Source organism: Rahnella sp. RcJ3, assembly GCF_009498575.1.
Taxonomy (GTDB): domain Bacteria; phylum Pseudomonadota; class Gammaproteobacteria; order Enterobacterales; family Enterobacteriaceae; genus Rahnella; species Rahnella aceris.
This window is the reverse complement of the sequence record NZ_QSNX01000001.1, coordinates 355515-381804: the sequence shown is the minus strand read 5'-3', so window position 1 is coordinate 381804 and position 26290 is coordinate 355515. Positions and strand designations below refer to the sequence as shown.

26 protein-coding genes and 2 pseudogenes are annotated in these 26290 nt (G+C 54.3%); 17 read left to right on the top strand and 11 right to left on the bottom strand.

Annotation, left to right across the window (positions count from 1 at the left end; all coding sequences use genetic code 11):
- The first annotated feature begins 9 nt into the window (after positions 1-9).
- The gene (gene bioA / locus DXU84_RS01805; RefSeq protein ID WP_013576388.1) at positions 10-1287 is read left to right on the top strand and encodes an adenosylmethionine--8-amino-7-oxononanoate transaminase; all 1278 of its coding nucleotides are present in this window, start codon (positions 10-12) and stop codon (positions 1285-1287) included.
- On the opposite strand, the gene DXU84_RS01800 is transcribed toward bioA, so the two are convergent.
- The gene (locus DXU84_RS01800; protein ID WP_013576389.1) at positions 1288-2241 is read right to left on the bottom strand and encodes a LysR substrate-binding domain-containing protein; all 954 of its coding nucleotides are present in this window, start codon (positions 2239-2241) and stop codon (positions 1288-1290) included. It lies immediately after the preceding gene.
- Between the two features lie 155 nt (positions 2242-2396).
- Between DXU84_RS01800 and DXU84_RS01795 the strand changes: the two genes are divergently transcribed.
- Both DXU84_RS01795 and DXU84_RS01790 read left to right on the top strand, forming a co-directional pair.
- Positions 2397-3551 (top strand): methionine aminotransferase, encoded by a 1155-nt coding sequence (locus DXU84_RS01795; RefSeq protein WP_112197390.1) that lies wholly within the window; start codon positions 2397-2399, stop codon positions 3549-3551.
- A 41-nt stretch (positions 3552-3592) separates the two neighbouring features.
- Entirely contained in the window at positions 3593-4372 is a 780-nt protein-coding gene (locus tag DXU84_RS01790) for an ABC transporter substrate-binding protein (protein WP_037037147.1), read from the top strand.
- Positions 4373-4532: 160 nt separating this feature from the next.
- Here DXU84_RS01790 and aphA read toward each other — a convergent pair whose 3' ends face one another.
- Positions 4533-5246, bottom strand: coding sequence for an acid phosphatase AphA (aphA, locus tag DXU84_RS01785; RefSeq protein WP_153374643.1), 714 nt, complete (start codon positions 5244-5246; stop codon positions 4533-4535).
- Between the two features lie 271 nt (positions 5247-5517).
- Here aphA and DXU84_RS01780 point away from each other — a divergent pair, with 271 nt between their 5' ends.
- The 4 genes from DXU84_RS01780 (at position 5518) to DXU84_RS01765 (ending at position 9215) form a co-directional block, all read left to right on the top strand.
- Positions 5518-6555: an NADP-dependent oxidoreductase gene (locus DXU84_RS01780; RefSeq protein ID WP_013576393.1), complete on the top strand. Its 1038-nt coding sequence runs from the start codon at positions 5518-5520 to the stop codon at positions 6553-6555.
- A 41-nt stretch (positions 6556-6596) separates the two neighbouring features.
- Entirely contained in the window at positions 6597-7292 is a 696-nt protein-coding gene (locus tag DXU84_RS01775; RefSeq protein WP_013576394.1) for a type 1 glutamine amidotransferase domain-containing protein, read from the top strand.
- A gap of 37 nt (positions 7293-7329) precedes the next feature.
- Positions 7330-7812, top strand: coding sequence for a kinase inhibitor (locus DXU84_RS01770; protein WP_013576395.1), 483 nt, complete (start codon positions 7330-7332; stop codon positions 7810-7812).
- Positions 7813-7934: 122 nt separating this feature from the next.
- Positions 7935-9215 carry a putative acyl-CoA thioester hydrolase gene (locus DXU84_RS01765; RefSeq protein WP_013576396.1) on the top strand — a complete coding sequence of 427 codons (1281 nt, stop codon included), beginning with the start codon at positions 7935-7937 and terminating at the stop codon, positions 9213-9215.
- A 143-nt stretch (positions 9216-9358) separates the two neighbouring features.
- Here DXU84_RS01765 and DXU84_RS25360 read toward each other — a convergent pair.
- The 3 genes and pseudogenes from DXU84_RS25360 to pgl all read right to left on the bottom strand — a co-directional run.
- Positions 9359-9409, bottom strand: a pseudogene (locus DXU84_RS25360) (hypothetical protein); the annotation flags it as partial.
- Between the two features lie 17 nt (positions 9410-9426).
- Positions 9427-10809 (bottom strand): annotated as a pseudogene (locus DXU84_RS01760) (methyl-accepting chemotaxis protein); the annotation flags it as partial.
- Positions 10810-11063: 254 nt separating this feature from the next.
- Positions 11064-12062: a 6-phosphogluconolactonase gene (pgl, locus tag DXU84_RS01755; RefSeq protein WP_013576398.1), complete on the bottom strand. Its 999-nt coding sequence runs from the start codon at positions 12060-12062 to the stop codon at positions 11064-11066.
- Positions 12063-12232: 170 nt separating this feature from the next.
- Between pgl and DXU84_RS01750 the strand changes: the two genes are divergently transcribed.
- Positions 12233-13054 (top strand): pyridoxal phosphatase, encoded by an 822-nt coding sequence (locus DXU84_RS01750; protein WP_013576399.1) that lies wholly within the window; start codon positions 12233-12235, stop codon positions 13052-13054.
- 55 nt (positions 13055-13109) lie between these two features.
- Here the strand turns inward: DXU84_RS01750 and DXU84_RS01745 are convergent, their stop codons facing one another.
- On the bottom strand, positions 13110-13379 hold the full coding sequence (locus DXU84_RS01745; RefSeq protein WP_015690238.1) for a helix-turn-helix transcriptional regulator: 270 nt from the start codon (positions 13377-13379) through the stop codon (positions 13110-13112).
- A gap of 144 nt (positions 13380-13523) precedes the next feature.
- Here DXU84_RS01745 and DXU84_RS01740 point away from each other — a divergent pair, with 144 nt between their 5' ends.
- Positions 13524-13787 (top strand): helix-turn-helix transcriptional regulator, encoded by a 264-nt coding sequence (locus DXU84_RS01740; RefSeq protein WP_013576401.1) that lies wholly within the window; start codon positions 13524-13526, stop codon positions 13785-13787.
- Between the two features lie 12 nt (positions 13788-13799).
- Here the strand turns inward: DXU84_RS01740 and modC are convergent, their stop codons facing one another.
- The 4 genes from modC to DXU84_RS01720 form a co-directional block, all read right to left on the bottom strand.
- Complete coding sequence (modC, locus tag DXU84_RS01735) at positions 13800-14861, bottom strand: molybdenum ABC transporter ATP-binding protein ModC (protein ID WP_013576402.1); 1062 nt, start codon at positions 14859-14861, stop codon at positions 13800-13802.
- A 1-nt stretch (position 14862) separates the two neighbouring features.
- Positions 14863-15552, bottom strand: coding sequence for a molybdate ABC transporter permease subunit (modB, locus tag DXU84_RS01730; protein WP_013576403.1), 690 nt, complete (start codon positions 15550-15552; stop codon positions 14863-14865).
- A 177-nt stretch (positions 15553-15729) separates the two neighbouring features.
- Complete coding sequence (gene modA, locus DXU84_RS01725; protein WP_153374640.1) at positions 15730-16503, bottom strand: molybdate ABC transporter substrate-binding protein; 774 nt, start codon at positions 16501-16503, stop codon at positions 15730-15732.
- Between the two features lie 194 nt (positions 16504-16697).
- Positions 16698-16853 (bottom strand): AcrZ family multidrug efflux pump-associated protein, encoded by a 156-nt coding sequence (locus DXU84_RS01720; RefSeq protein WP_013576405.1) that lies wholly within the window; start codon positions 16851-16853, stop codon positions 16698-16700.
- A 189-nt stretch (positions 16854-17042) separates the two neighbouring features.
- On the opposite strand from DXU84_RS01720, the gene modE reads away from it, so the two are divergent.
- Both modE and modF read left to right on the top strand, forming a co-directional pair.
- A complete protein-coding gene (modE, locus tag DXU84_RS01715; RefSeq protein WP_131638112.1) occupies positions 17043-17825 on the top strand; it encodes a molybdenum-dependent transcriptional regulator in 783 nt (260 codons plus the stop codon).
- Between the two features lie 121 nt (positions 17826-17946).
- Positions 17947-19416, top strand: coding sequence for a molybdate ABC transporter ATP-binding protein ModF (gene modF, locus DXU84_RS01710; RefSeq protein WP_037037131.1), 1470 nt, complete (start codon positions 17947-17949; stop codon positions 19414-19416).
- Here the strand turns inward: modF and DXU84_RS01705 are convergent.
- On the bottom strand, positions 19370-20200 hold the full coding sequence (locus tag DXU84_RS01705; protein ID WP_013576408.1) for a hypothetical protein: 831 nt from the start codon (positions 20198-20200) through the stop codon (positions 19370-19372). The genes modF and DXU84_RS01705 overlap by 47 nt on opposite strands.
- Positions 20201-20338: 138 nt before the next feature.
- On the opposite strand from DXU84_RS01705, the gene DXU84_RS01700 reads away from it, so the two are divergent.
- The 6 genes from DXU84_RS01700 (at position 20339) to DXU84_RS01675 (ending at position 26244) form a co-directional block, all read left to right on the top strand.
- The gene (locus tag DXU84_RS01700) at positions 20339-21286 is read left to right on the top strand and encodes a LysR substrate-binding domain-containing protein (protein ID WP_153374638.1); all 948 of its coding nucleotides are present in this window, start codon (positions 20339-20341) and stop codon (positions 21284-21286) included.
- Between the two features lie 200 nt (positions 21287-21486).
- Positions 21487-22503 carry a UDP-glucose 4-epimerase GalE gene (gene galE, locus DXU84_RS01695; protein WP_112198509.1) on the top strand — a complete coding sequence of 339 codons (1017 nt, stop codon included), beginning with the start codon at positions 21487-21489 and terminating at the stop codon, positions 22501-22503.
- A gap of 19 nt (positions 22504-22522) precedes the next feature.
- Positions 22523-23572: a galactose-1-phosphate uridylyltransferase gene (gene galT, locus DXU84_RS01690; protein ID WP_013576411.1), complete on the top strand. Its 1050-nt coding sequence runs from the start codon at positions 22523-22525 to the stop codon at positions 23570-23572.
- On the top strand, positions 23572-24720 hold the full coding sequence (galK, locus tag DXU84_RS01685; RefSeq protein WP_153374636.1) for a galactokinase: 1149 nt from the start codon (positions 23572-23574) through the stop codon (positions 24718-24720). The genes galT and galK overlap by 1 nt, the downstream gene beginning before the upstream one ends.
- Positions 24714-25760, top strand: coding sequence for a galactose-1-epimerase (galM, locus tag DXU84_RS01680; protein ID WP_112198511.1), 1047 nt, complete (start codon positions 24714-24716; stop codon positions 25758-25760). The genes galK and galM overlap by 7 nt, the downstream gene beginning before the upstream one ends.
- A 151-nt stretch (positions 25761-25911) precedes the next feature.
- Positions 25912-26244, top strand: coding sequence for a PsiF family protein (locus tag DXU84_RS01675; protein WP_037037122.1), 333 nt, complete (start codon positions 25912-25914; stop codon positions 26242-26244).
- Positions 26245-26290: the final 46 nt, after the last annotated feature.

Sequence of the window (26290 nt, the reverse complement as noted above, 5' to 3'; positions counted from 1 at the left end):
GATTCGTTTATGACCCCCGCCGATATTGAATTCGACCAGCGCCACATCTGGCATCCGTATACCTCTATGACCAAACCGCTGCCCGCCTATCCGGTGGAATCCGCGTCCGGCGTGATGTTGCAGCTGGCTGATGGCCGCAAACTGGTTGATGGCATGTCGTCCTGGTGGGCGGCAATCCACGGTTACAACCATCCGCAGTTGAACCAGGCGGCCATCGAACAAATCGGAAAAATGTCACATGTGATGTTTGGCGGGATCACCCATCCGCCGGCGGTTGCGTTGTGCCGCCGTCTGGTAGAAATGACCCCCGCCGGGCTGGAATGCGTGTTTCTGGCGGATTCTGGTTCGGTGGCCGTTGAAGTAGCACTGAAAATGGCGATGCAATACTGGCAGGCGCGCGGTGAAAAACGCCAGACGTTGCTGACCCTGCGCAACGGCTATCACGGCGACACCTTTGGCGCGATGTCAGTCTGTGACCCGCAAAACTCGATGCACAGTTTGTATCAGGGTTATCTGCCACAGCATCTGTTCGCCGATGCGCCGCAGAGCCGTTTTGACGGGGAATGGGATGAGGCGGATATCGCGCCATTTGCCAAAATGCTGGACGAAAATCACCGCAAAATCGCCGCAGTCATTGTAGAACCCATCGTTCAGGGGGCGGGCGGGATGCGGATTTATCACCCGTTGTATCTCAAACGCGTGCGTAAGTTATGCGATGAATATGGCGTGTTGCTGATTGCCGATGAAATTGCCACCGGATTTGGCCGCACCGGCAAGCTGTTTGCCTGTGATCACGCCGGGATTTCGCCGGATATCCTCTGCCTCGGCAAAGCCCTGACCGGCGGCTACATGACACTTTCCGCCACGCTCACCACCCGCCATGTGGCACAGGTGATCAGTGACGGCGAGGCGGGATGTTTCATGCACGGCCCGACATTTATGGGCAATCCGCTGGCCTGCGCGGTCGCCAGCGCCAGCCTGCATTTACTTGCGGAAAACCGCTGGCAGGCGCAGGTATTGAGCATTGAGAAACAGCTGAATGCCGGTTTACAGCCGCTGGCAGCACATCCGGCGGTCGCCGATGTGCGGGTGCTCGGGGCGATTGGTGTGGTGGAAATGCGCCAGCCGGTAGACATGGCGCAATTGCAGAAGCATTTCGTCGGTCAGGGCGTGTGGATCCGCCCGTTCGGCAAGCTGATTTACCTGATGCCGCCGTACATCATTTCACCTGAAGAACTGAGCAAACTGACCGGCGCAATCGCCAGCGCACTGGCTGCGCTTTACTGATTAGCCTGTGGTGACTAACCGGTGCGAGGTAGATAACAGCGCGCTCAGTTTTTCCCGGCTGAGCCGCGCTTCTTCATTAAGAAAATCAATTGCCACTTTCAGCGCAGGGGTCGGATTTTCCGGATACAGCAACGTATAAGACGCGCCGCTTGCCACGCACAGCGGGAACGGCGCAATCACCCTTCCCGCCTGCAAATCATCTTCAATTAATGTCAGATCGCCTATCGCCACACCGTAGCCCTGCAACGCCGAATTGATCGCCAGATCCAGCGTATCGAAATGCTGTGATTTGGCTGACGGCAATCCCTGTACGCCCTCCTCCCGCAGCCACAACAACCAGTCGCGACGGTCACGCGTCGGGTGAAGCAGCGTTTTATCGGCCAGATCCGCCACTTTCGTTTTCCCTTTATGACGCGGCAGAAACTCCGGCGTACACACCGGCGTCAGCACTTCATCAAACAGATGATGCGCCCGGCGCTGTGATTCCGGCGGACGACCAAACACTACGGCAGCATCAAAATGTTCGTTGCTGAAATCCACGCCGTGGGCGATGGAAGCTGTCAGCTCAATCTGCAAATCCGGCCTGTCGTTTTGTAGCTGGATAACACGCGGCAGCAGCCAGCGCATGGAACAGGTCGGGCATTTAATGCGTAAGGTATCCGGATGCGAACCCACACGTTGCAGGGCTTCTCCCATCAGCGCCAGCGCCTGTTGTACCGGCGGCAACAACTGCGCCCCGCGCGGGGTCAGCGTCAGCCCGCGGGCCTGACGTAAAAACAACGGATAACCCAGCGTGGCCTCAAGTCCGGTGATCTGGCGACTGACCGCGCCCTGGGTGATGTGCAGCAACGCCGCCGCGTGTGTCAGATTCAAGGTTTGCGCAACCACGGCAAAGGTTTTCAGCACGTTGAGCGAGGGTAAATTCAGATACGGCAGTTCAGGAGAAAAACTCACAGTTACCTCGTCAGAAACGTTATAAAGCCATGACTTCAGATCATAACGAGTATGACAAACTTTCCATTGTCGGCACAGGGGAACTATTGCTTAATCATTCAACACCCGTTTTTACCTTCTCATGGCCACCCGGCCTGCTTTTTGGGGAAAATGCTATGAAGAGCGCCATGTCGCCCCTGTCAAAATTACCTGACGTCGGCACCACCATTTTTACCGTTATCGGCCAGCTCAGCGCTGAACATAACGCCCTGAACCTGTCACAGGGGGCACCGAATTTCTCATGCCAGCCCGCGTTAATCGACAGCGTCGCAAAAGCCATGCGCGAGGGGCATAACCAGTACGCACCAATGAGTGGCGTGGCGGCATTACGCCATGCGTTGTCCGCCAAAGTCGAAGCGCTTTATGGCTGCAAATATGATGCCGACAGCGAAGTGACGGTGATTGCCAGCGCCAGCGAAGGCCTGTATTCCGCCATCAGCGCCCTGGTACATCCGGGCGATGAAGTCATTTATTTCGAGCCGTCATTTGACAGCTATGCACCGATCGTCCGTTTACAGGGCGCGAAGCCGGTGGCTATCGGCCTGTCGCTGGATGATTTCAGCATCGACTGGGATCAGGTCGCCAGCGCGATCAACAGCCGCACGCGAATGATCATCATCAACAGTCCGCATAACCCGACCGGTGCCATTTTCACTGAATTTGATATCGAACGACTGACCGCGCTGACCCAAGACACCGACATCGTGATTTTGTCCGATGAAGTGTATGAGCACGTGGTGTTCGACGGCGAGCGCCACGAAAGCATGGCCTGCTATCCGCAACTGGCTGAGCGCAGCGTGATTGTGTCGTCTTTCGGCAAAACCTATCACGTCACCGGCTGGCGTGTGGGTTATTGCCTGGCACCGGCAGAACTAATGGATGAAATCCGCAAAGTGCATCAGTTTATGGTGTTCTCTGCCGATACGCCGATGCAGGTCGCATTCGCCGAAGCGCTGGCTGACCCGCAAAGTTATCTGGGACTGGCCGATTTTTATCAGCAAAAACGCGACCTGCTGGCCGAAGCCCTCAGCGAATCCCGCTTTGAATTACTGCCAAGCCGTGGCAGTTTCTTTATGCTGGCGCGTTTTAGTCATTTCAGTCCACTGACCGACGACGAATTTGTGCTGAGCCTGATCCGCGATCATCAGATCGCGACCATTCCGCTGTCAGCCTTTTACAGCAATAACCAACCAACAGGGCTTATCCGTCTGAGCTTTGCCAAAGATAACGACACGTTGTACGAAGGCGCACGCCGGTTGTGTCGCGTCTGAACCTTTGTATTCATCTCAATAACGCCGGGGAATTGTGAATAATGAAAAAATTGAAAATCGCATTGCTGTTAGGTTGTGCCGTCGCGTCTTTCTCCGCACTGGCGGACGGTTCCACGCTCAAATTTGGTCTGGAAGCGCAATATCCACCGTTCGAATCGAAAAGTGCGACCGGTGAATTACAGGGTTTTGATATCGATCTGGGCAACGCCGTCTGCGCCGCCGCCAGTGTGAAATGCGACTGGTACGACACTTCTTTCGACGGCCTGATTGCGGCCCTGCAGGCGCGTAAATTTGATGCGATTAACTCGGCGATGAACGTGACGGATAAACGTCGTCAGGCGATTGATTTTACCAACGTGATTTACCGCGTCCCCACCAAACTGATTGCGAAGAAAGATTCCGGCCTGCTGCCGACCACGGAGTCGCTGAAAGGCAAGCATATCGGCGTGTTACAGGGGTCGATTCAGGAAAGTTATGCGCAGGCACACTGGGCACCGAAAGGCGTGGATATCGTCTCTTATCAGGATCAGAATCAGGTGTATCTGGATCTGTCATCCGGTCGTCTCGACGGCACCTTAGTGCTGGCCCCGGCCGGTCAGACCGGTTTCCTGTCGCGTCCGGACGGTAAAGATTACGGCTTCGTCGGTGACGCCGTACGCGATGATAAAATTCTCGGCAGCGGCATCGCCTTCGGCCTGCGTAAAGGCGATACCCAGTTGAAAGAAAAGCTGGATACAGCGATCGCTAAAGTGCAAAAAGATGGCGTGGTGAAAGAGCTTTCGAAGAAATACTTTGGTGATATTGATGTGAGCGTGAAGTAAAGCCGCCAGGAAGACAGGTTTTACTTTTGCGCCTCCCTCTGCGAAGGGGGAGGCCGGGAGGGAGTTTTTAAGGGCTAACACCTTATCAAAAAAACCTCAACCCATTGATTTTGCTTTAATACCCCACCCCAGCCCTCCCCTTCGCAGGGGTGGGTGCCACTTAATACTCAGAATTCACAATGACTTCTTCTCCAAACGCACCGGCTTGTGGCAGCGGTTTATAGCTGGAGTTTGACGCACGCAGTACGCGGATCCCCCTCGCGCTCACGGCCTGAGCGGCAGTGATATCATTGTCAGAGTCGCCATAAAACACTTTAATTTGCTTATCTTTCAGCCACTGCGTTTTTGTGTTCTGACCGGCTTTGTCACCGGCGAAAATAACCGCATTCACTTTGTCCTGCGGGATTTGGAAATCGTTCTGCAGCGTCTTCGTCACGGTCTCAGTTTTGGTTTCGCTGCGGCCGGTCACGAAGTAAATGCTGTCGCCGCGTTTGAGGTGCATGGCAATCAGCGCCTTCGCCACGTCTTTTGGCATGCTGAAATCATCCCAGCCGTTGTTCATTTTCTCCCAGAATTTCGGGTTCTTCAGATAATCCTGTTTTCCGGGGGAAAACTCGACCTGCCCGCGGTAAAAGCCCGGCGAGGAAAACAACACCGTGTCATCGATATCAAAACCGACAGCTATTGGCGGGCGGCCGTTCAGACTGTTTTCAATTTGCGTGACCGACACCCAGTGAACCGGCGATTGCTGCGCGAGTTGCGCCACATTGACGCCCGGCCAGAGCGGCGCGGGCGCGGGCTCTTTGGCGAAGGCAGACTGATTCAGGCTGAGCAACAGGAAAACGGCACTCAGTGCCAGAGAAGTTTTACGCATTAGGATCCCTTTTTTATGCTTATTAATCTTGCAGATAAAGTGGAGCAACGGGTCAAAAATCTTACCGACCATACCTGTGCAACCTGCAGATTTAAAGGAATTTTCCGGCAGATGTCATAGGAAAAGATGATGGTCACATTTCAGGGAAAAATCGCAGGGTTTATTCAAACATGGCATAAAGCGCTTGGTTCGAAAACTGTTTAGCGTCCTATACTTATTCCCAATTACGTTAGCTTTTAACTTTCTTATAAGAAAACGAAAAGGAATGACTATGCCCCAGTTACAGTCTGAAAACCGCCGCATCGTGCTGGCTTCACGCCCTCACGGCAAACCCGTCGATGACAATTTCCGTCTGGAAAAAGCGCCGTTACCGCAGGCCAGAGACGGTCAGTTATTACTGCGTACCGTGTGGCTTTCGCTCGACCCGTACATGCGCGGACGTATGAGCGATGCGCCTTCTTACGCTGCGCCGGTACAAATCGGTGAAGTAATGACCGGCGGCGCAGTTTCCCGCGTGGTGGAATCAAAAAGCCCGGATTTTAAAGCCGGGGATTTCGTGGTCGGCAGCACCGGATGGCAGGATTATTCCGTGGCCGACGCCAAAGCCGTGAAGAAACTCGAAGGCGCGGCACTCAAACAACCTTCCCTTGCACTCGGTGTTTTAGGCATGCCGGGCTTCACCGCTTTTATGGGGCTGCTGGATATTGGCGAACCCAAACCGGGGGAAACGCTGGTCGTTGCTGCAGCGACCGGGCCAGTCGGCTCGCTGGTCGGACAAATTGGTAAAATCAAAGGCTGTCGCGTGATCGGGATTGCCGGTGGTGAAGAGAAATGCCGCTATGCCGTTGAACATTTCGGTTTCGATGAGTGTCTCGATCACCGCGCCCCGGATCTGGATAAACGCCTGAAAGCGGCCTGCCCGGATGGCATTGATGTGTATTTTGAAAACGTCGGTGGCGCGGTGTTTGATGCCGTATTGCCGCTGCTCAATACCAAAGCGCGTATTCCGCTGTGCGGGCTGGTTTCCCAATATAACGCGACCGGTCTGAAAGAGGGACAAGATCGCCTTTCCCTGCTGACCGGCACCATTCTGAAGAAACGCATGCGTGTGCAGGGCTTTATTATTTTTGATGATTACGGCCATCGCTATCCGGAGTTTGCAAAACAGATGAGCGAATGGTTTGAACAAGGGAAAGTGAAATTCCGCGAAGATATCGTGGAAGGATTAGAGAATGCACCGCAGGCGTTCTTTGGCCTGCTTGAGGGTAAAAACTTTGGCAAACTGGTCGTTCGTGTCGGTCAGGACTGATTACTCCTTAACTAAAGCTGACGGCGTCCACAGGAGGTAACATGAAATTACTGATTGTATTGACATCACACGATAAGCTCGGCGAAACCGGTAAGAAAACCGGTTTCTGGCTGGAAGAATTTACCGCGCCTTATTACGAGTTTCTGGATGCAGGCGCCGGGCTGACGCTGGCCTCGCCGAAAGGCGGACAGCCACCACTCGATCCGAAAAGTGATGAGCCGGATGCGCAGACCGAAACAACCGAACGCTTCCGCAGTGATAAAGATGCGCAGAAGGTGCTGGCGAACACGCACAAACTTGCTGATGTTAACGCTGATGACTTCGATGCCATTTTCTATCCGGGTGGTCACGGACCGTTGTGGGATCTGTCTGAAGACCCGCATTCCATCGCGCTGATCCAGGCTTTCTGGGCAGCGGGCAAACCGGTTTCTGCGGTCTGCCACGCGCCAGGGGTGTTGCGCAATGTGCTGGTGGAAGATGGCACGCCGCTGGTGAAAGACAAGCGCGTAACCGGCTTTAGTAACAGTGAAGAAGACGCGGTTGGCCTGACCGACATCGTGCCTTTTTTGGTTGAAGACGAGCTGAAGAAAAATGGCGGCGATTACAGTAAGGCGGCGGACTGGCGGCCTTATGCCGTCACCGATGGCAAACTGATCACCGGTCAGAATCCGGCCTCTTCCAGAGCAGTCGCGCAGGCATTACTGAAAATGCTGGGCGGCGGCGAGGTCGGCAAGTAATCTGCCCGTGACTATTTCATCATCTGAAGAGGGTTCTATGGCATTTACACTCACCAGTAATGATTTGCGCGATGGCGACAAAATGCCGGAAACGCAGGTTTTTAACGGCATGGGCTACAACGGCGACAACCTTTCGCCGCATCTGGCCTGGTCCGGTGCCCCCGAGGGCACCAAAAGTTTTGTGATAACCGTTTATGACCCGGATGCCCCGACCGGCTCCGGCTGGTGGCACTGGGGCGTCGCGAATATTCCGGCAGACGTCACCGAATTGCCGCAAGGCGCGGGCTCCGGCAAAGGCGGTTTACCTGCCGGTGCCGTGCAGACCCGCACCGATTTTGGCAAAGCCGGTTATGGCGGCGCAGCCCCTCCGCAGGGCGAACACCATCACTATCATTTCACCGTATACGCCATTGATACAGAAACGCTGGAAGTCGATGAGAATGCCAGCGGCGCGTATCTCGGCTTCAATGTGCATTTCCATACTCTCGGCAAAGCATCACTGACAGTGATATACAGCTGATTCCTGTGGTATAAAAGACGCAGAAAAGGTGGTCAGTTTTACTGGCCACCGTTTTTTTATTGCGGCGATGACCGCAACATTGAAAAAAAAGAACAATCTTCTTCATCAAGGAGTCAGTCACAGTGAAAATTTCCACCCTGTCGCGCGCGTGCGCTATGTTGTCTGCCAGCCTGATCCTGGCGGCATGCAGCAGCAGCCATCAAGGCTTATCCAGCCAGGTTGCTCCGGGCACCGCGTCACTGCCCGTGTTATCAGCGGACGAAGCGGCCAATTTTACAACGAAAAATTATCTGGCCTTTGGCGGCCCTTCTTTGCAGGTTCAGCAACAGGGCTGGTTCCCTAAACTGGCCAGCACTGACGGTGTGAACACCCATTTCGTGGTCGGCCCGCAGTTAGGCACCGACGGCGCAGAATACTCTAACGTTCAGATGGCGGTAAACGCAGCACTGGCTGTGCGTAACCACGGTGAACGTATCTTCATTAAAATCCTGCCAGGCACTTACAACGGCGCCGTGTACATCCCGGCGGGTTCACCACCGGTCACCTTATTCGGTGCGGGCAACAGCTCTGCTGATGTGACCCTCGCACAAGGTCTGGAAGCCGCAGCGGCACCCGCCACTTACCGTTCAACCGTCAGTCCTAACGGCCAGTTCCTGCCGGGCGATCGCGCGTTCTATATGTTCCAGAACTGCGCCACCCTGACCACTGAAACCATCGGCACCGGCTGTACCGCGACCGTGTGGTCACAAAGCAACGGTGTGCAGATTCAGAACCTGACCATCGGCAATTCCCTGCTCGATACTGTTGACGGGGGCGATCATTCCGCCGTTGCGCTGCGTACCGACGGTGACAATGTGATTCTGGATAACGTGCGCCTGATTGGCCGCCAGAATACCTTTATGGTGAACACCGCCAACATCCACAACCAGACTGACAACAGCCGTTACAGCCGTGCATACGTGCATAACAGCCTGATCGTGGGTGATGTGGATTACGTATTTGGCCGGGCGAATGCCGTCTTTGACCACGTTGAATTCCACACCGTCAGCAGCCGTGGCGTGAAACAGGCGTCTGTCTTTGCGCCAAACACGCCAGCCGCTGCGCCGTATGGCTTCCTGGTGATCGACAGCAACCTGACCGGCGACCGTGGCTTCGAGCAGGCTGCGAAAGCGAAAATGGGGCGTGCGTGGGATGCTGATGGCGCAAGCAGCCAGCTGGTAATCCGCGACAGCAGCTTCGACAACAGCTATGACCAGATGAATCCGTGGGGCGCTTCTGTCTTCTCCGGCCAGCCATTTGCCGGCAACGTGCCAAAAGATGAGAAACAACAGCGCAATCTGAATGACACTAACTTCAACCGCCTGTGGCAGTACAACAACGTGCTGACACAGCCTGCGAAGTAATTCAGTCTGATGCCATGAAAAAACCGCCGGGGTTGCCTCCGGCGGTTTTTTTTCGTTCTGCGGACTTCGTTCTGCGAAAATGTTACAACGTTTCGTTGCCCAGACGGAATACCGACACCGTGCGTTCCAGATTCACCGCCTGCTCATCGAGCGAAGCCGCCGCACTGGCAGACTGTTGAACCAGCGCCGAGTTTTGCTGGGTGACGGTATCCATCTCTGCCACCGCCTGCGCAATCTGACTGATGCCGCGACTTTGCTCGTCAGACGCCGATGCGATCTCATGAATGATTTGCGTGACATGACGGACAGAGCCGACGATTTCTTCCATGGTGTCACCCGCTTTGCCAACCAGCACAGAGCCGTTATTGACGTTAATCACCGATTTACCAATCAGCCCTTCAATCTCTTTCGCCGCCTGCCCGCTGCGCTGCGCAAGGCTGCGGACTTCGCTGGCGACCACGGCAAAACCGCGGCCCTGCTCCCCTGCCCGCGCCGCTTCAACCGCAGCATTCAGCGCCAGAATATTGGTCTGGAAAGCGATGCTGTTGATGACCGTGGTAATTTCGGAAATCTGCTTCGAACTGACAGTAATCTCTTTCATCACGCCCACGACATCGGCCACCAGTTTACCCCCCCGTGCCGCCGTATTGGCCGCATCGGAGGCCAGCTGACTGGCCTGCGCGGCATTGTCGGCGTTCTGTTTCACCGTTGAGGTCAGTTGTTCCATGCTGGCCGCTGTTTGCCCCAGCGCTGCCGCCTGCTCTTCGGTACGGGCTGACAGATCGATATTACCTGCGGCTATTTCGCCCGAAGCGCGGGTCACCTGCGTTACGCCTTCGCGGATATCACCGATGATGCCGTGCAGGTTCTGGTTCATGGTTTCAATGGCGCGGCTCAGTTGCCCCACTTCGTCAAAACTGTGGCTGGTGGCATGAGTAGAAAGATCACCGGCAGCGATACGTTCTGCGGTTTGCAGCGTGCGGCGCAGAGGAAGTGTCAGCTGACGGGTCATGCGCCACGAAATCAACACACCGGCAACCACAGTCGCCACAATGATCACCAGCATTTCAGAAATGGTGCGCGTCACTTCGTTATGCAGATTGCTCATCTCATGATCGAGCAACGTGTTAGACGCAGAGGTCAGGGCCAGCCCGGCTTCGGCCAACTGCGCGGTGATTTTTTCCGCATCGCTGCCTGCCGGAGGATTCAGCGTGTGCTGCCAGCTTTCACGATAACGGCGGATATTTTCCGGCATGGTTTCCACCAGACGCTGGTCTTGCGGATCCCAGGAGTACGCCTCAACATCAGCCTGACGGGCTTCCAGTTTATCCAGCGCCTGGCGGTTTTCTTCAACAAATTTGGGGTCTTTGCTGGCCATATATGAAAGCCGGGTAAATTTGGCATCGCTCAGCAAATCGTTAACGGTCTTAAGCAAGGACGCCTTTTCAGCGCGTTGATTGATGCTGGTCAGATGGTAGACACCGGACACAGCGATAAAGGATCCCAGAAGCAACACCAGCGCAAATCCTGCACCGAGCTTGCTGGCAATTGAGGCATGGCGAACCCGGCCAGCGATCCCTGAAAGTACATTCATTTTCTTCTCCCTGATAACCAAAAGGACTGACTCTGAAGTGGCAACGCCACCGAAAAATCAGTGAATAACGGGAGAGTTATCGACCAGCAATGTTCAACATTTATAGAAACATTAAAATATTTCTTATCAATAGCACGTATAGCACAGGCAATAAAAAAGCCCCTTATTACAGGGGCTTGATCATTATTTCAGAGCGGTATTATTGATCAGTTAAAAATAAATCATTAGGTAAACTAACCAGTAAACAGCCGTGATTAATTAATTTCCAGAATGCTTACCCACATCGGGCCTTTACCCACCGCGTAGGTTTTCAACGTCGTCAGCTGACCGTTTTGCGGATCAATTTTCGCAACTTCAATCGCATCCGATTTCTGCCCTGCGGTGATCACATACTGGCCGGAGTGATCAATATTGAAACCACGCGGCTGTGTCTGGGTGGCGTGATGCCCGGCCAGCTCAAGCACGCTGCCATCTTCTGAGACGGTCAGCACAGAAATCAGGCTGGCAGTACGGTCTGAGGCATACAGGAATTTGCCGTCCGGCGTGATGTGCAAATCGGCCGCCCAGCAGGTGCCGGTGAAATCAGCGGGCATAATCCCCAGTGTCTGCACCTGACGGTATTCGCCGCTGGTGACGTCTTTCTGGTACACATCCACGCTGCTGTTCAGCTCATTTACACAGTAGGCAAAATGATGATTCGGGTGGAATGCCATATGACGCGGGCCCGCACCCGCTGCGGTTTTCAGCTCCGGCGCGTTATGCGGCGTCGCTTCGCCGTTCACACTGAAGTCAAACTGGCGGATACGGTCTTCTTTCAGCGCCGGGATCATCAGCACCTGATTGGTCGGGTCAATATTGGCTGAGTGCGGAGCCTGGATGTTTTCCAGCACCTGCACCGGGGCCAGTGCGAGGCCTTTTTCATCCAGCGGATGAATGCTGACATTGTTAAAGCTGTAGGACGCGGAGAACACAAAACGCCCCTGAAGGTCTATACCCAGATGCGTCGGACTGCCCGGCAGAGGTGCCATCGCGGCTTCTTCCAGTTTACCTTCATGGTCGATGCGGTAGGTCAGCACGCCGAACTCAGGACGTACGCCGACGTAAAGACGATGACCATCGGGATGAATCACCATCGGCTGAACCTGTCCCGGAACGTCCACCGTTTGCAGCAGGCTCAGTTCACCATTGTCTGCCAGACGAAAAGCGTGGATTTGCTGGCTCTCAGGGCTGGCAATGTAGACAACTTGCTTCATCACATCTCCTTATTAAGACTGAATGAGTCGTTATGTTTTTTACAGCGTAGCTCAGGTTAGCACGATACGACGGCACCTTTAGTGCCGGATACCCGGTTTAATTAGCAGGCTAAAAAAGGTAATATGGCGATAATTTCCCCTTATTCCCCCTCACTTACGATGGACTGCTCATGACTTATCGCATTATTGCGCTCGATCTCGACGGGACGCTGCTGGACCGCCAAAAACGTATCCTTCCAGAATCCCTTGCCGCACTGGCCGATGCCCGTGCACAGGGAATCAAAGTGGTCGTCGTGACCGGACGCCATCATGTCGCTATCCATCCGTTTTATCAGGCATTGCAGCTCGATACACCTGCTATCTGCTGTAACGGCACCTATTTGTATGATTATCAGGCACGTAAGGTCTTAACTTCTGATCCGCTGGATCCGGTCAAAGCAAAAAAAGTGGTCGACTTGCTGGAATATCACGGCATCCACGGTCTGTTGTATGTCGATGACGCCATGCTGTATCAGCAACCGAGCGGCCACGTCAGCCGGTCCATTGCCTGGGGGCAAACCCTGCCGGAACATCAGCGCCCAAACATTATTCAGGTGAACAGTCTTCGCGAAGCCGCTGATGATGCGCAGTCGATCTGGAAATTCGCCACCTCACATCAGGATCTCGATGCCCTGCATACGTTTGCCTCGCAGGTTGAAAACGAGCTGGGTCTGGCCTGCGAATGGTCATGGCATGATCAGGTGGATGTGGCGAAAGGAGGCAACAGCAAAGGTCGCCGCTTGCAGGAATGGGTCGAATCGCAGGGTATGAGCATGCAGGATGTGGTGGCGTTCGGTGATAACTACAACGACCTGAGCATGCTGGAAAATGTCGGTCTGGGCGTGGCGATGGGCAATGCAGCAGATGCTATCAAAGAACGTGCCGCGCTGGTGATTGGCGATCACGAAACACCCGGCATTGCTGAGGTTATCCGCAATAAAGTGTTGAACTAATTTTACCAATGCACCTTCCTCTGCCACAGAGGAAGGTGTTTTTTTTGCAGGATAATCAGTCGCTTTTCAGCGTCTTATTTCTGACCGGCCGGACGGCGCGGGTAATTAATTGCTGATTTTCGTCGAAGTACCGGCTGGGCCAGATCACCGACGGATGGATATCCAGAGCCTGAGCAATGATCAGTTCCCCTTTCGGCCACGGACGCGCCAGCGCATTGGCCAGTGTGGATGAGCCTAAACCGGCTTGACGCGAGACCGCCGCCAGTGAGGATTTTTTCTTACGTAATGCAGCAATGATATCTGCCGGATGCCAGTCATTTTCCATTTTTATCCCTCTTCCTTATGTTGTTTGTTCAACTATCTGAATTGTGAATTACACTGACATATAACGATGTCCAGTAACTCTAAACAACAATAATGTTAAGTGATGCTAAACATAACGTCAATACAGTTTCTATGGTTATTGATAATGATCCCACATCGACTGAAATCCGCACGGACAAAAGCCAGACTTACGCAGGAAAAATTGGGTGTTTTAGCCGGAATAGATGAGAGCACTGCGCGTTCGCGGGTGTCGCAATATGAAAACGGCACGTACAGCCCGAACTTCGACACCATGTGTCATTTCGCCCGGGTGCTTAACGTGCCGGAATGCTATTTCTATATTATTGATGACGCGTTTGCCGAAGAGGTTCTGGTGCTTTACGCCGCCTTTAACCCGTCAGAAAAGTAAGACGCAATACGATTAACGACTGACCGACACACTTTTGATCTGCGCATACAACCACTGGCCTGCGCGGATCATCAGTTCGTCCCGCGCCCACGGCGAGATCCGCGCCCAGATGATGTGATCGGCCATCGCCAGTTTGACCTCCACCTGATTCCCCAGATCCAGACATTCGAGCACTTTCGCTGGCAGAATATTGCGGATACTGCTGTTGTTAGCCGTCGGTTGCAGCACCAGCGAAACGTCCGTGGAATTCACGCGAATGCGCAACGCCGTGCCGGGCGCCTCTTCGACTTTACTGATCCATAAACGCTGATCGCCAATGGCCAGTGCGGTCATTTCATAGCGCGGATGATGTTCCAGTACGCTGACATTCAGCACGCTGCTTTGCTCTTCTTTCGGCAGCCACGGCCGCATCACATTGCTCGCCCACACGTCTTCCAAAGTGCCCATGGCCAGCACTTTACCGCCGTCGAGCACCAGCACTTTTTCCGCCAGACGTAAAATCTCATCGAGGCTGTGCGTCACATACAAAATCGGAATGCTGACTTCCTGCGCCAGACGCTCCAGGTAAGGCATCAGTTCGCGTTTACGCGGGATATCGAGCGCGGCCAGCGGCTCATCCATCAGTAAAATTTCCGGTGCTGTCAGCAGCGCACGACCAATTGCCACGCGCTGTTTCTCGCCACCTGAAAGCGTGAGCGGGAAGCGGTCCAGTAAGGGGGCGATACCGAGCAACCGCACGATGTTATCGAACTGTCCGCGCATCGACGGCGCCATGCCGTATTGCAGATTGCCTTTCACACGGTAATGCGGGAACAGTCGCGCATCCTGAAAAACATAACCGACGCGGCGTTTTTCTGGCGGCAGGAAAATGTTGTTTTGCTTATCCGATAAGATGCGGCCGTTCAAGGTAATGCGGCCACTATCAGGTTGGGTCAGGCCGCCGATCGCATTAATCAGCGAGGTTTTTCCTGCGCCTGACAAACCAAAAATGGCCGTTATCCCCTGCGCCGGTAAGGTCTGCGATACCTGTAATTCCAGGCTGCCCAGCGTCTGGCTGAAATCGAGTTCAAGCATGTCAGCCTCCCAGCCGGATACGGCTGCGTTTTGCCAGCCAGTCAGAAATCAGCAATGCCGCCAGAGACAGCAGGATTGCCAGCACGCAAAGCCGTGCGGCAGCGCCTTCCGCGCCCGGCGTTTCAATCAGGGTATACATCGCCAGCGGAATGGTGCGGGTCTCACCCGGAATATTCGAGACGAAGGTGATCGTTGCACCAAACTCGCCCAGCGAACGGGCAAATGCCAGCACCACGCCGGCAATGACGCCCGGCACGGAAAGCGGCAGTGTGATGGTGAAAAAGACCCGCCACGGCGAAGCACCGAGCGTGCGGGCGGCGAGTTCAAGTTTGGGGTCAACCGCCTCCAGCGACTGGCGTATCGCCCGCACCATCAGCGGAAATGCCACCACCGCCGAGGCCAGCACTGCACCGTGCCAGCTGAAACTGAAGCTGAAACCAAACCATTCGTACAGACGCTGGCCGATAAAGCCGCGCCGCCCCATCACCACCAGCAGCAAATAGCCAATCACCACCGGCGGTAATACCAGCGGCAAATGAATAATACTGTCGAGCAGGGACTTGCCGGGAAAGCGACCGCGGGCGAGGACCCACGCCATCAGAATACCAAGCGGCAGACTGCAAACAACGGCCAGGCTCGATACTTTCAGACTAAGAAGTACCGCCTGCCACTCATATTCACTCAACATCATGTCGGTTTCTTAATCCTGAATTTATGTGTCGCAGAGATAAAATATCGGCAAAAATTTCGCAGGCTTTAATTTACGTCAAAGTATAGAGAATCACACACGGGGAAAGAAACCGGGATGGACAGATAAAGCCTCCTGGCGCAGCGCAGGCTTTATCTGTTTTCAGCAACAGCGATGAACTTAGCCGCGAGGCGTGAAACCGTATTTTTTGAAGATTGCAGCCGCTGCCGGGGTTTTCAGATAATCATAAAAACCGCTGACGGTGGCATTTTCGTGCCCTTTCACCATCGCCATCGGATACTCAACCGGCTTATGGCTGGAGGCAGGGAAAATACCGATCACTTTCACTTTTTTACTGGCGACGGCGTCAGAACCATAAACTATGCCCACTGGCGCTTCTTCGCGTTCAACCAGCGCCATGGCCGCACGGACGTCGCTGGCGCGCGCCAGTTTAGGTTCCAGCGTGGTCCAGGCCCCCAGTTTTTGCAGCGCTTCTTTGGCATAAATCCCGGCCGGGACATGATCAGGGTCACCCACCGCCAGGCGGCTGTCGCCCGTCAGTTTGGTCCATTCGGTTTTCTCAGAGATGTCGACTTTGTTGATTTTGCTGTTAGCCGCAGAAATCAGCACCAGTTCGTTGCCCAGCAACGTGTAACGGGTGTTATCGACCATCTGCTGCTTGCTGATGGCATAATCCATCCATTGCTGATCGGCAGAAATAAACAAATCTGCCGGCGCGCCCTGTTCAATCTGGCGGGCCAGTGTCGAAGATGAGGCGAAGGATGAGACCACCTGCACGCCTTTTTCTTTCTGGTATTGAGTGGCGATATCCTGCAAAGCATTGGTGAGTGATGCAGCGGCAAACACCGTGATTTTCTCTGCTGCCTGCGCCTGAACGCCAAGCCCTGCGACCAGAACGGTTGCGGTGAATACTTTACCCCATTGATATGTCATCGTTTTCCTTCGCCTTTATGAAGAGATATTCGCTATGTAATCTTCAATATAGCGCGACGAAAAACGATGTCATTCATTTTTATGAGTCAGGGGGAGATAACCTATGTTTTTTTGATCTGAACTATAAAAAGAAAACCCGGAAAAAAGAAAACCCGGCGCAAGGGCCGGGTTCCGGAAACAAACAGTCTCATTAATCAGTAATGAGGTTTCTCACGGGATTCTTTAGAGTGGCCCACGTGTGAGATGATGTTGAATACTTCGCCCAGCCCCCAGATCAAGCCCAGGATCACAGCGATGAAGACCGGCACCATGATGGCAGCGAAAATCAAACTTTCTAATAGTTCTAACATGATAGCCTCACTTAACTGGCTGAATCGCCCTGAGGCGATGTTGGACTTCGTACATGAAGTCAAAAACGAAAAATCAAACTGTTGCGGATAATAACAGCACGGGACGGTAATTACTTTAGCATTTAGCCAACTTGCCTGCCTGCAGGTTTAGCGGCGACAATAAGCCATGATTCTAACAAGGAAGCTGCGATGCAAGCCGAAATTCTCTTAACCCTTAAACTTCAGCAACGTTTGTTTGCCGATCCGCGCCGTATTGAATTACTGCGGCAGGTGCGCCACACCGGTTCAATCAGTCAGGGGGCTAAGCTCGCGAACATCAGTTACAAAAGCGCCTGGGATGCCATCAATGAAATGAATCAGCTTGCCGATCAGACGCTGGTCGATCGCAGCACCGGCGGGAAAGGCGGTGGCGGCGCAGTGCTGACACCTTACGGCGAGCGCCTGATCCAGCTTTATGAATTACTGGCGCAAATCCAGCAAAAAGCCTTCGACGTGCTAAAAGAGGATTCGCTCCCTCTCGACAGTTTGCTGGCGGCCATTTCACGCTTCTCCCTGCAAACCAGCGCGCGCAACCAGTTCTTCGGCAACGTGATTGACCGCGATAACAGCACCGTTCAGCAGCATATTGATGTCCTGCTGGCTGACGGCAAAACAAAAATCCGCGCCGCGATCACTGAACAAAGCGCAGACCGTCTGGCGTTAACGCCCGGCAAGGAAGTGCTGGTGCTGATCAAAGCGCCCTGGATCACCCTTGGCTTCACCGCAGAAAATCCGCATAACGCCTTGCAGGGCAGTGTCACCCACATCCAGCGCGGTGAAAACAACAGCGAAGTGCTGATGAAACTGCAAAGCAGTGAAATTCTGTGTGCGACGGTACCGAATGCCGAAGCCGATAAACTGGCTCTGAAAAACGGTCAGAGCGTTTACGCGCAGTTTGATGACGACAAAGTGATCCTGGCCACCCTGTGCTAAAAGCAGAATTTAATCAGTATCTTGCAAAATCAGCGTTTTCATTTTGCAGATTTGTCAATTGACTTGCGAAGGTGCAGCGCTTATCCCTTGTTTTATAATCATTTGAAAATGAGAGATTAAGATGTCGTCGTTACATATCTCGCAAGGCGTTTTCCGTCTCAGTGATACCCGAACCCTCACACTTTCTGATCTGAATATCCAGCAGGCCGACAGCTGGGCGTTTGTCGGCTCAAATGGCAGTGGAAAATCCGCACTGGCACGAGCGCTGGCAGGCGATTTAACCCTGCTGAAAGGTACCCGGGAAAACAATTTTCCGCATATTGTGCGTCTCTCATTCGAACAGTTGCAGAAGCTGGTGGCCGATGAATGGCAGCGTAACAACACCGACTTACTGAGCGAAGGTGAAGACGATACCGGCCGCACCACCGCTGAAATTATTCAGGATGAAGTGCGCGACCCTGCCCGCTGTGCTGCCCTTGCCGCGCAGTTTGGTATTGAGAAATTGCTCGACCGCCGCTTCAAATATTTATCGACCGGCGAAACGCGCAAGACACTGCTGTGTCAGGTGCTGATGCAAAAACCCGATTTGCTGGTGCTTGATGAGCCGTTCGATGGCCTCGACGTCAACGCCCGGGCGCAACTGGCACAGTTGCTGGAAACCTTGTCCGGCGAAGGTCAGACGATGGTGCTGGTGCTTAACCGCTTTGACGACATTCCTGCATTTGTGAAAAATGTCGGCGTACTGGCTGACTGCACGCTGGCCTCTGTGGGTGCGCGCGAACAGGTGATGGCTGATGCGCTGGTCGCGCAACTGGCACACAGCGAAAGCCTGAACGGCATGGCTGTGCCGGAAGCAGAAGATCCGACAGCCCGCGTCAGTCCGCCTGCCGACAGCCCTTTGATCGTACTGCGTGACGGCGTGGTGCAGTACAACGACAAGCCGATCCTGCACAATCTGAGCTGGCAGGTCGATCACGGTCAGCACTGGCAGATCACCGGCCAGAACGGTGCCGGGAAATCCACCTTACTGAGCCTTATTACCGGCGATCACGCACAGGGCTACAGCAATGATCTGACGCTGTTCGGTCGCCGGCGTGGCAGCGGTGAAACCATCTGGGACATCAAACGCCATATCGGCTACGTCAGCAGCAGTCTGCATCTGGATTATCGCGTCAGCACCAGCGTGCGCAATGTCATTACTTCCGGCTTCTTCGATTCGATCGGCATTTATCAGGCGGTATCTGACCGGCAGAGATTGCTCACCTCGCAATGGCTGACACTGCTCGGACTGGACGGCGATGCCGGTGATAGCCCGTTCCACAGTTTATCCTGGGGACAACAGCGGCTGGCGCTCATCGCCCGCGCGCTGGTCAAGCATCCGGCGCTGTTAATTCTGGATGAACCTTTGCAGGGTCTGGATCCGATCAACCGCCAGCTGGTGCGCCGTTTTGTCGATATTCTGATCGGCGAAGGCGAAACCCAGTTGCTGTTTGTTTCGCATCATGCGGAAGATGCGCCGGAATGTATTACTCACCGGCTGAGCTTTATTCCTGATGGCGAAATCTACCGTTATCAGATTGACGCGCTGTAACGTTATTTTGCTTCGCCTTTGCGGGAACCATCAGCGCGGTCACGACACCAGCCAGCGCCAGTGCCGCCAGCAATGCAAATCCGTTTTCAATCCCCTGCTGGCCGGGGTTATTTCTCAGTAGCAGAATGAGCAGTGCCAGTATCACTATGGTACTGCTCACCCGAACCCAACCTCCCAGCAGGATTGCATAATGGTATTCGGCCCCGGTGAGCAGATCCCTTTCTGCCGCGGCGGCCTGGCGAACCATACCCGCCCCGAATCCGGTCAGTAACAATCCCGGCAGCAGCACCGGCCAGAACGAGGGTGTCATCGCCATCCCCTCCAGTCCGCCCGCCACAATCATAAAACCCCACAGCAAGGTGCGGGCAGATGTCATTCTCCGCCCGAGCTTTTCGCTGAGCGCTTTGCCCGGCAGCATTATCAGCAATAAGGCAACAAAGCTGAGAATAATGCCCGGTACGCCCAATCCGTAAAGCTGATACATCGCCACCGCCAGCATGAACCACGTGGCATAAGTGACCGCTGTGACGAAAATACGCGTCCAGAGACTTATCTGTAACAGCAACGACGACCGCAGATGACGTGGCAGTAGCGGTTCGGGGTGATAACGTTCGCTGATGATAAACAGTACAAAAAAGAGTGCGGCAGCCCCCGCCAGCGAGTGGGACAGCGGTGTGTCCAGACCGTAAAAGGCGACGCTCAGCAGTGTCAGCGCCAGGTTCAGCACAAACAGCGTGCCCAGCGCAGAAGCCAGCAACGGCATGGGTAATTTTTTGGCGTTCATAGCAAGTTCCTTTATCAACATTCATCGGCTCAGCAGATGAATATGCTTCATCTTCATCGTGTTGATAAAAGAGCTTACACCGCCTATTTTAGCTAACTCAAAGTCATAGATTTCAGCAATGGATGAAAATAACTCATCATGAAGAAGATCCGTTTACCGCCGCTGGGTTCGCTCAAAGCGTTTGATGTCGTGGCGCAGCAAAGGAGTTTCAAACGCGCGGCAGAAGATATCGGCGTGACGGCCACCGCCATCAGCCATCAGATCCGTGTGCTTGAAGACGCACTGGGCACGGCGGTGTTTGAGCGCAGCGCCCGTGAGGTCAGGCTAACCGCTGCGGGGAAAATTCTGCGCCACGCCACCCGGCAGGCATTTGCCGGATTACAGGCAGCCGTCGAAGAAATCCATCACGCCGGGTTGCCTGCGGCACTGACACTGACCACCACGTCCAATTTCCTGACGCACTGGCTGGTGCCACGGCTGGCGGACTTAAAAGCCGCTGCGCCCGAAATGGATTTACGCCTGCACACCGGCATTGAACTGGTGGATTTAACCCGTAATACCGTGGATGTGGCGATCCGTTACAGTGAATCCGCCAATGAAAACCTCGATTCAACGTTGCTTTATCACGACACTTTTGTGCTGGTTGCCAGTCCTGCACTGGCGCTGAAAACGATGGAAGATCTGAAGGAAGTGACGTTGTTTCATGTGGAAAACCGTCATATTCCCCATCCTTCTCCCGACTGGGAAAACTGGAAAAAACACGTTGGTCCCGCGCAATTAAATACCGACAGCGGCCTGCGCTTTACAGATGAAACCCATGCCATTCAGGCGGCAATTGCCGGTCAGGGCGTGGCGATTGTCAGCAGTTTGCTGGCACATGACTTCATTGAAAAAGGCATTCTGACCACGCCATTCCCTCAATATCTTCCCGGCGCAAACTATTATCTGGTGACCGCAAAAGAGAAAGCACTGCGCGAGGACATCGTGACGCTCCGCCGCTGGTTACTGGACAAAATGTCGGCATTTCCCCGGCTGGAGTCTGAAAATGAGCACGGAAAACTGATTCAGACAAAGCATAAACGTTAGTGTAAGCGATTACACAACCCATCCTTTCTGGATTGCTGCCAGCTGCAGAAGGCTTTCTGCATGGCACGCAGCACCTGTTGAGTCATGTTGAAAGGTGGTAAACTGTTTGTGTAAGCGATTCCATTTTATTGGGGATGGATCACCTTTTTCAGCCTTGCAGCGTGATATCGTTGCATCAAGATAATCATCGGGGAGCTCTTATGTACGTCTTAGTCACAGGTGGTAGCGGTTACATCGGTAGTCATACTTGCGTGCAACTGATTGATGCAGGCTTTACGCCAATCATTCTTGATAACCTTCATAACAGCAAAGTCAGCGTACTGGAACGCATCCACAGCCTGACCGGCAAAACGCCGCTGTTCTACGAAGGTGATATTCGCGACCGCACGCTTCTCGATAAAATTTTCAGTGAGCACCCTGTTCATTCCGTCATTCATTTCGCTGGCTGGAAAGCCGTGGGTGAATCGGTGGCAAAACCGCTGGCTTATTATGACAACAACGTCACCGGCACGCTGGTGCTGGTTGAAGCCATGCGTGAAGCTGGCGTTAAAAACCTGATTTTCAGCTCTTCGGCGACCGTGTATGGCGATCAGCCAAAAACGCCTTACGTTGAAGATTTCCCGACCGGCAATCCGTCCAGCCCGTACGGCCGCAGCAAACTGATGGTCGAGCAAATTCTGCAGGATGTGCAGCGTGCAGAACCTGAATGGAGCATTACGCTGCTGCGTTACTTCAACCCGGTCGGCGCGCATCCGTCTGGCCTGATGGGTGAAGATCCCCAGGGCGTGCCAAATAACCTGATGCCATTTATCGCGCAGGTAGCGGTAGGCCGTCGTGAGTCCGTGGCGATTTTCGGCAACGATTATCCGACCCCGGACGGCACCGGCGTGCGTGATTATATCCATGTGGTGGATCTTGCCGACGGCCATCTGGCGGCAATGAAAACCCTGCACAACAAAGCGGGCGTACATATTTATAACCTGGGCGCGGGCTTCGGCCACAGCGTGCTGGATGTGGTAAATGCCTTCAGCAAAGCCTGCGGCAAGCCCGTGAATTACAAGTTTGCACCGCGCCGTGAGGGCGACTTACCGGCTTACTGGGCGGATCCGACCAAAGCGGCGAAAGAGCTGAACTGGAAAGTCACCCGAACGCTTGAAGACATGGCCAACGATACCTGGCTATGGCAGTCGAAAAACCCGCAAGGCTACCCGGACTAAGGTGCACTAAGGAAAGTTTATGACCACGTTTAACCCGATTGATCACCCGCATCGCCGCTACAACCCGCTGACCGATCAGTGGGTGTTAGTCAGCCCGCACCGCGCAAAACGTCCGTGGCAAGGCCAGCAGGAAGCCGTTTCGCAGGAAACGCTGCCTGCGCATGACCCGGACTGTTTCCTGTGTCCGGGCAACACCCGTGTGACTGGCGATGTGAATCCGAAATACACCGGCACGTTTGTGTTTACCAATGATTATGCCGCGCTGATGCCGGATACCCCTTTTGCGCCGGAAAGCGACGATCCGCTGATGCGCGTTCAGAGCGCACGCGGCACCAGCCGGGTGATCTGTTTCTCGCCGGATCACAGCAAAACGCTGCCACAACTGTCGGTTGAAGCCCTGACGGAGATCGTCAGAACCTGGCAGGAGCAAAGCGCGGATCTGGCAAAAACCTATCCATGGGTGCAGGTTTTCGAGAACAAAGGCGCGGCGATGGGATGCTCCAACCCGCATCCGCACGGTCAGATCTGGGCCAACAGCTTCCTGCCTAACGAAGCCGAACGCGAAGATCGCCTGCAACGCACCTATCTTGAACAGCAAGGTTCGCCGATGCTGCTGGATTACGTGCAGCGCGAACTGGCCGATGGCAGCCGTACGGTGGTCGAAACCGAACACTGGCTGGCGGTGGTGCCTTACTGGGCAGCGTGGCCGTTCGAAACCTTGCTGTTGCCGAAAGTTCACGTCAAACGCATTACCGAACTGAGCGATGCACAACGCGGTGATCTGGCGCTGGCGCTGAAAAAGCTGACCAGCCGTTATGACAACCTGTTCCAGTGCTCTTTCCCGTATTCGATGGGCTGGCATGGCGCGCCATTTACCGAAGACGACAACGAACACTGGCAGTTGCACGCACATTTCTATCCGCCGTTGCTACGTTCAGCCACGGTGCGCAAATTTATGGTCGGCTACGAAATGCTGGCTGAGACCCAACGCGACCTGACAGCGGAACAAGCCGCCGAGCGTCTGCGGGCGGTGAGTGATGTCCATTATCGTGAGGCCGGAGAAAAATAATGAAACTGAAGACCAAAACCCTGGAAATCTTTGCCGATAAATTCGGCTACCCTGCCACCATTACCATCAAAGCACCGGGCCGCGTAAATCTGATCGGCGAACATACCGATTACAACGACGGTTTCGTGCTGCCATGCGCCATCGATTATGAAACAGTGATTGCCTGTGCACAGCGTAATGACCGCACCATCCGCGTGATCGCCGCCGATTTCGATAACGACGAAGACAGCTTCTCGCTCGACGAGCCTATTTTGCACAGCGATGCGCACCCGTGGGCCAACTACGTGCGTGGCGTGGTGAAGCATCTGATGCTGCGTAACAAAGATTTCTCCGGCGCGGACATGGTGATCAGCGGCAATGTGCCACAGGGTGCAGGCCTGAGTTCATCCGCATCGCTGGAAGTGGCGGTCGGTCAGGCGCTGAAATCATTGTACGATCTGCCGCTGGACGGCGTTGCGCTGGCACTGAACGGTCAGGAAGCGGAGAACCAGTTTGTCGGCTGTAACTGCGGCATTATGGATCAGCTTATTTCTGCGCTGGGCAAAGAAAATCATTCACTGCTGATCGACTGTCGCTCGCTGGAAACCCGTGCAGTGTCCATGCCGAAAAACGCCGCGGTGGTCATTATCAACTCCAACGTGAAACGCGGTCTGGTGGACAGCGAATACAATGCCCGTCGCGAACAGTGCGAAGTGGCGGCACGCTTCTTTGGCGTAAAAGCGCTGCGTGACGTTGACCCTGCCCTGTTCTTCTCCATTCAGGATGAGCTGGATCCGGTCGTTGCCCGCCGTGCACGTCACGTCATCACAGAAAATGACCGTACGCTGGCAGCAGCTGATGCGCTGGCCAGTGGCGACCTGAAACGTATGGGCGAGCTGATGGCAGAATCTCACGCCTCAATGCGTGATGATTTTGAAATCACCGTGCCGCAAATCGATAAGCTGGTGGAAATCGTTAAAGAAGTGATTGGCGATAAAGGCGGCGTGCGCATGACCGGCGGCGGCTTTGGCGGTTGCATCGTGGCGCTGGTGCCGGAAGACATGGTGGAGAAAGTCCGTCATGCCGTTGAACAGCAATATCACGCGCACAGCGGTCTGAAAGAAACCTTCTACGTTTGCACAGCTTCCCAAGGAGCAGGCGTATGTTAAAACCTGAAAACACGCAGCTGGCGCCCGATGGCCAGCCGTTTGAACAGGTTACGCTACAGAATGCGGCAGGTGCCACCGCCACATTCATGGACTGGGGCGCGACCTGGTTATCCTTTACCCTGCCGCTGACGGATGGCTCCACGCGTGAACTGCTGCTGGGCTGCCAGTCGCCGCAGGAATACATGAACCAGAGCGCGTATCTGGGCGCGACCGTCGGACGTTACGCCAACCGTATCGCCCGCTCGCAGTTTGATATCGACGGCAAACCGCATCTGGTGGTCGCCAATCAGGGCGTGCATCAGCTTCACGGCGGGCCGGAAGGTTTCCATGCGCGTCGCTGGACTATTCTCGAACAGACCGCGCAGAAGCTGACGTTCCAGCTATTTTCGGCCGACGGCGATCAGGGTTATCCGGGCAACATGACGGCGAAAGTGCATTACCAGCTGACTGACGATAACCGTCTGGAAATCCGTTACGAAGCGACGGTTGATAAGCTGTGCCCGGTCAATCTGACCAATCATGCCTATTTCAATCTCGACGGCGAAGGCACCGATGCGCGCCAGCACAAGCTGCAACTGTTTGCGGACCGTTTCCTGCCGGTCGACAGCGATGGCATTCCCTGTGCGGATCCGACCCCGGTTGAAAACACCGGCATGAATTTCAACGCAGCCAAAACGCTGGCGAAAGATTTCCTCACCGACCGCGACCAGCAACGCGTGAAAGGCTATGACCACGCCTATCTGCTCAACCGCACCTGCAACAGCGGCAGCAATCCGGCAGCGCATTTGTGGTCTGCCGACGGCAAAGTCAAAATGACAATGTTTACGTCTGCGCCCGCCGTGCAACTCTACAGCGGTAATTTCCTGGGCGGAACACCGAACCGCAGCGGCGGTGAATACGCCAGTTACAGCGGTGTCGCACTGGAAAGCGAATTTCTGCCGGACAGCCCGAATCACGCCACCTGGCCGCAACCGAGCTGCTGGGTCAAACCGGGTCAGACTTATAAGTCCTCGACGACGTATCAGTTCTTCGCGTTGTAATTCGTTCAGGACAGGGCTTCCAGGCTCTGTCCTTTTCCCAAACTTCTTCGAATTTGTGACTGACTGCGCATCTGCTTCCGCACTTTCTCAGCTAAACATCTAAACTCAGAGGGTGTCCTGCATAAAAGGACGTTTATTAAGGAGTTTTGATATGCGTTTACCTGTTGTGCTATCCCTGCTGGCAACGCTGTGCGCGGCGGGTTCCGCTCTGGCGGCGGACCCGGTGAAAGTCCCTTCTCCTGCTCAGACTGAGCAACGCCAAAAAATGACCGATTGTAATCAGCAGGCCACTACGCAGTCCCTGAAAGGGGATGAACGTAAAAAATTCATGAGCAATTGTCTGAAAGCAGAGGCTAAAACTGACGATAAAATGAATCCTCAGCAGATGAAAATGAAAACCTGTAATGCCGATGCCGCGAAGCAAAATCTGAAAGGCGATGCGCGTAAATCCTTCATGAGTACCTGCCTGAAAAAAGCCAGCTGATCACGCTGACCTGCTTGTACAAAACGCGCTGTCAGGGTGACCTTCT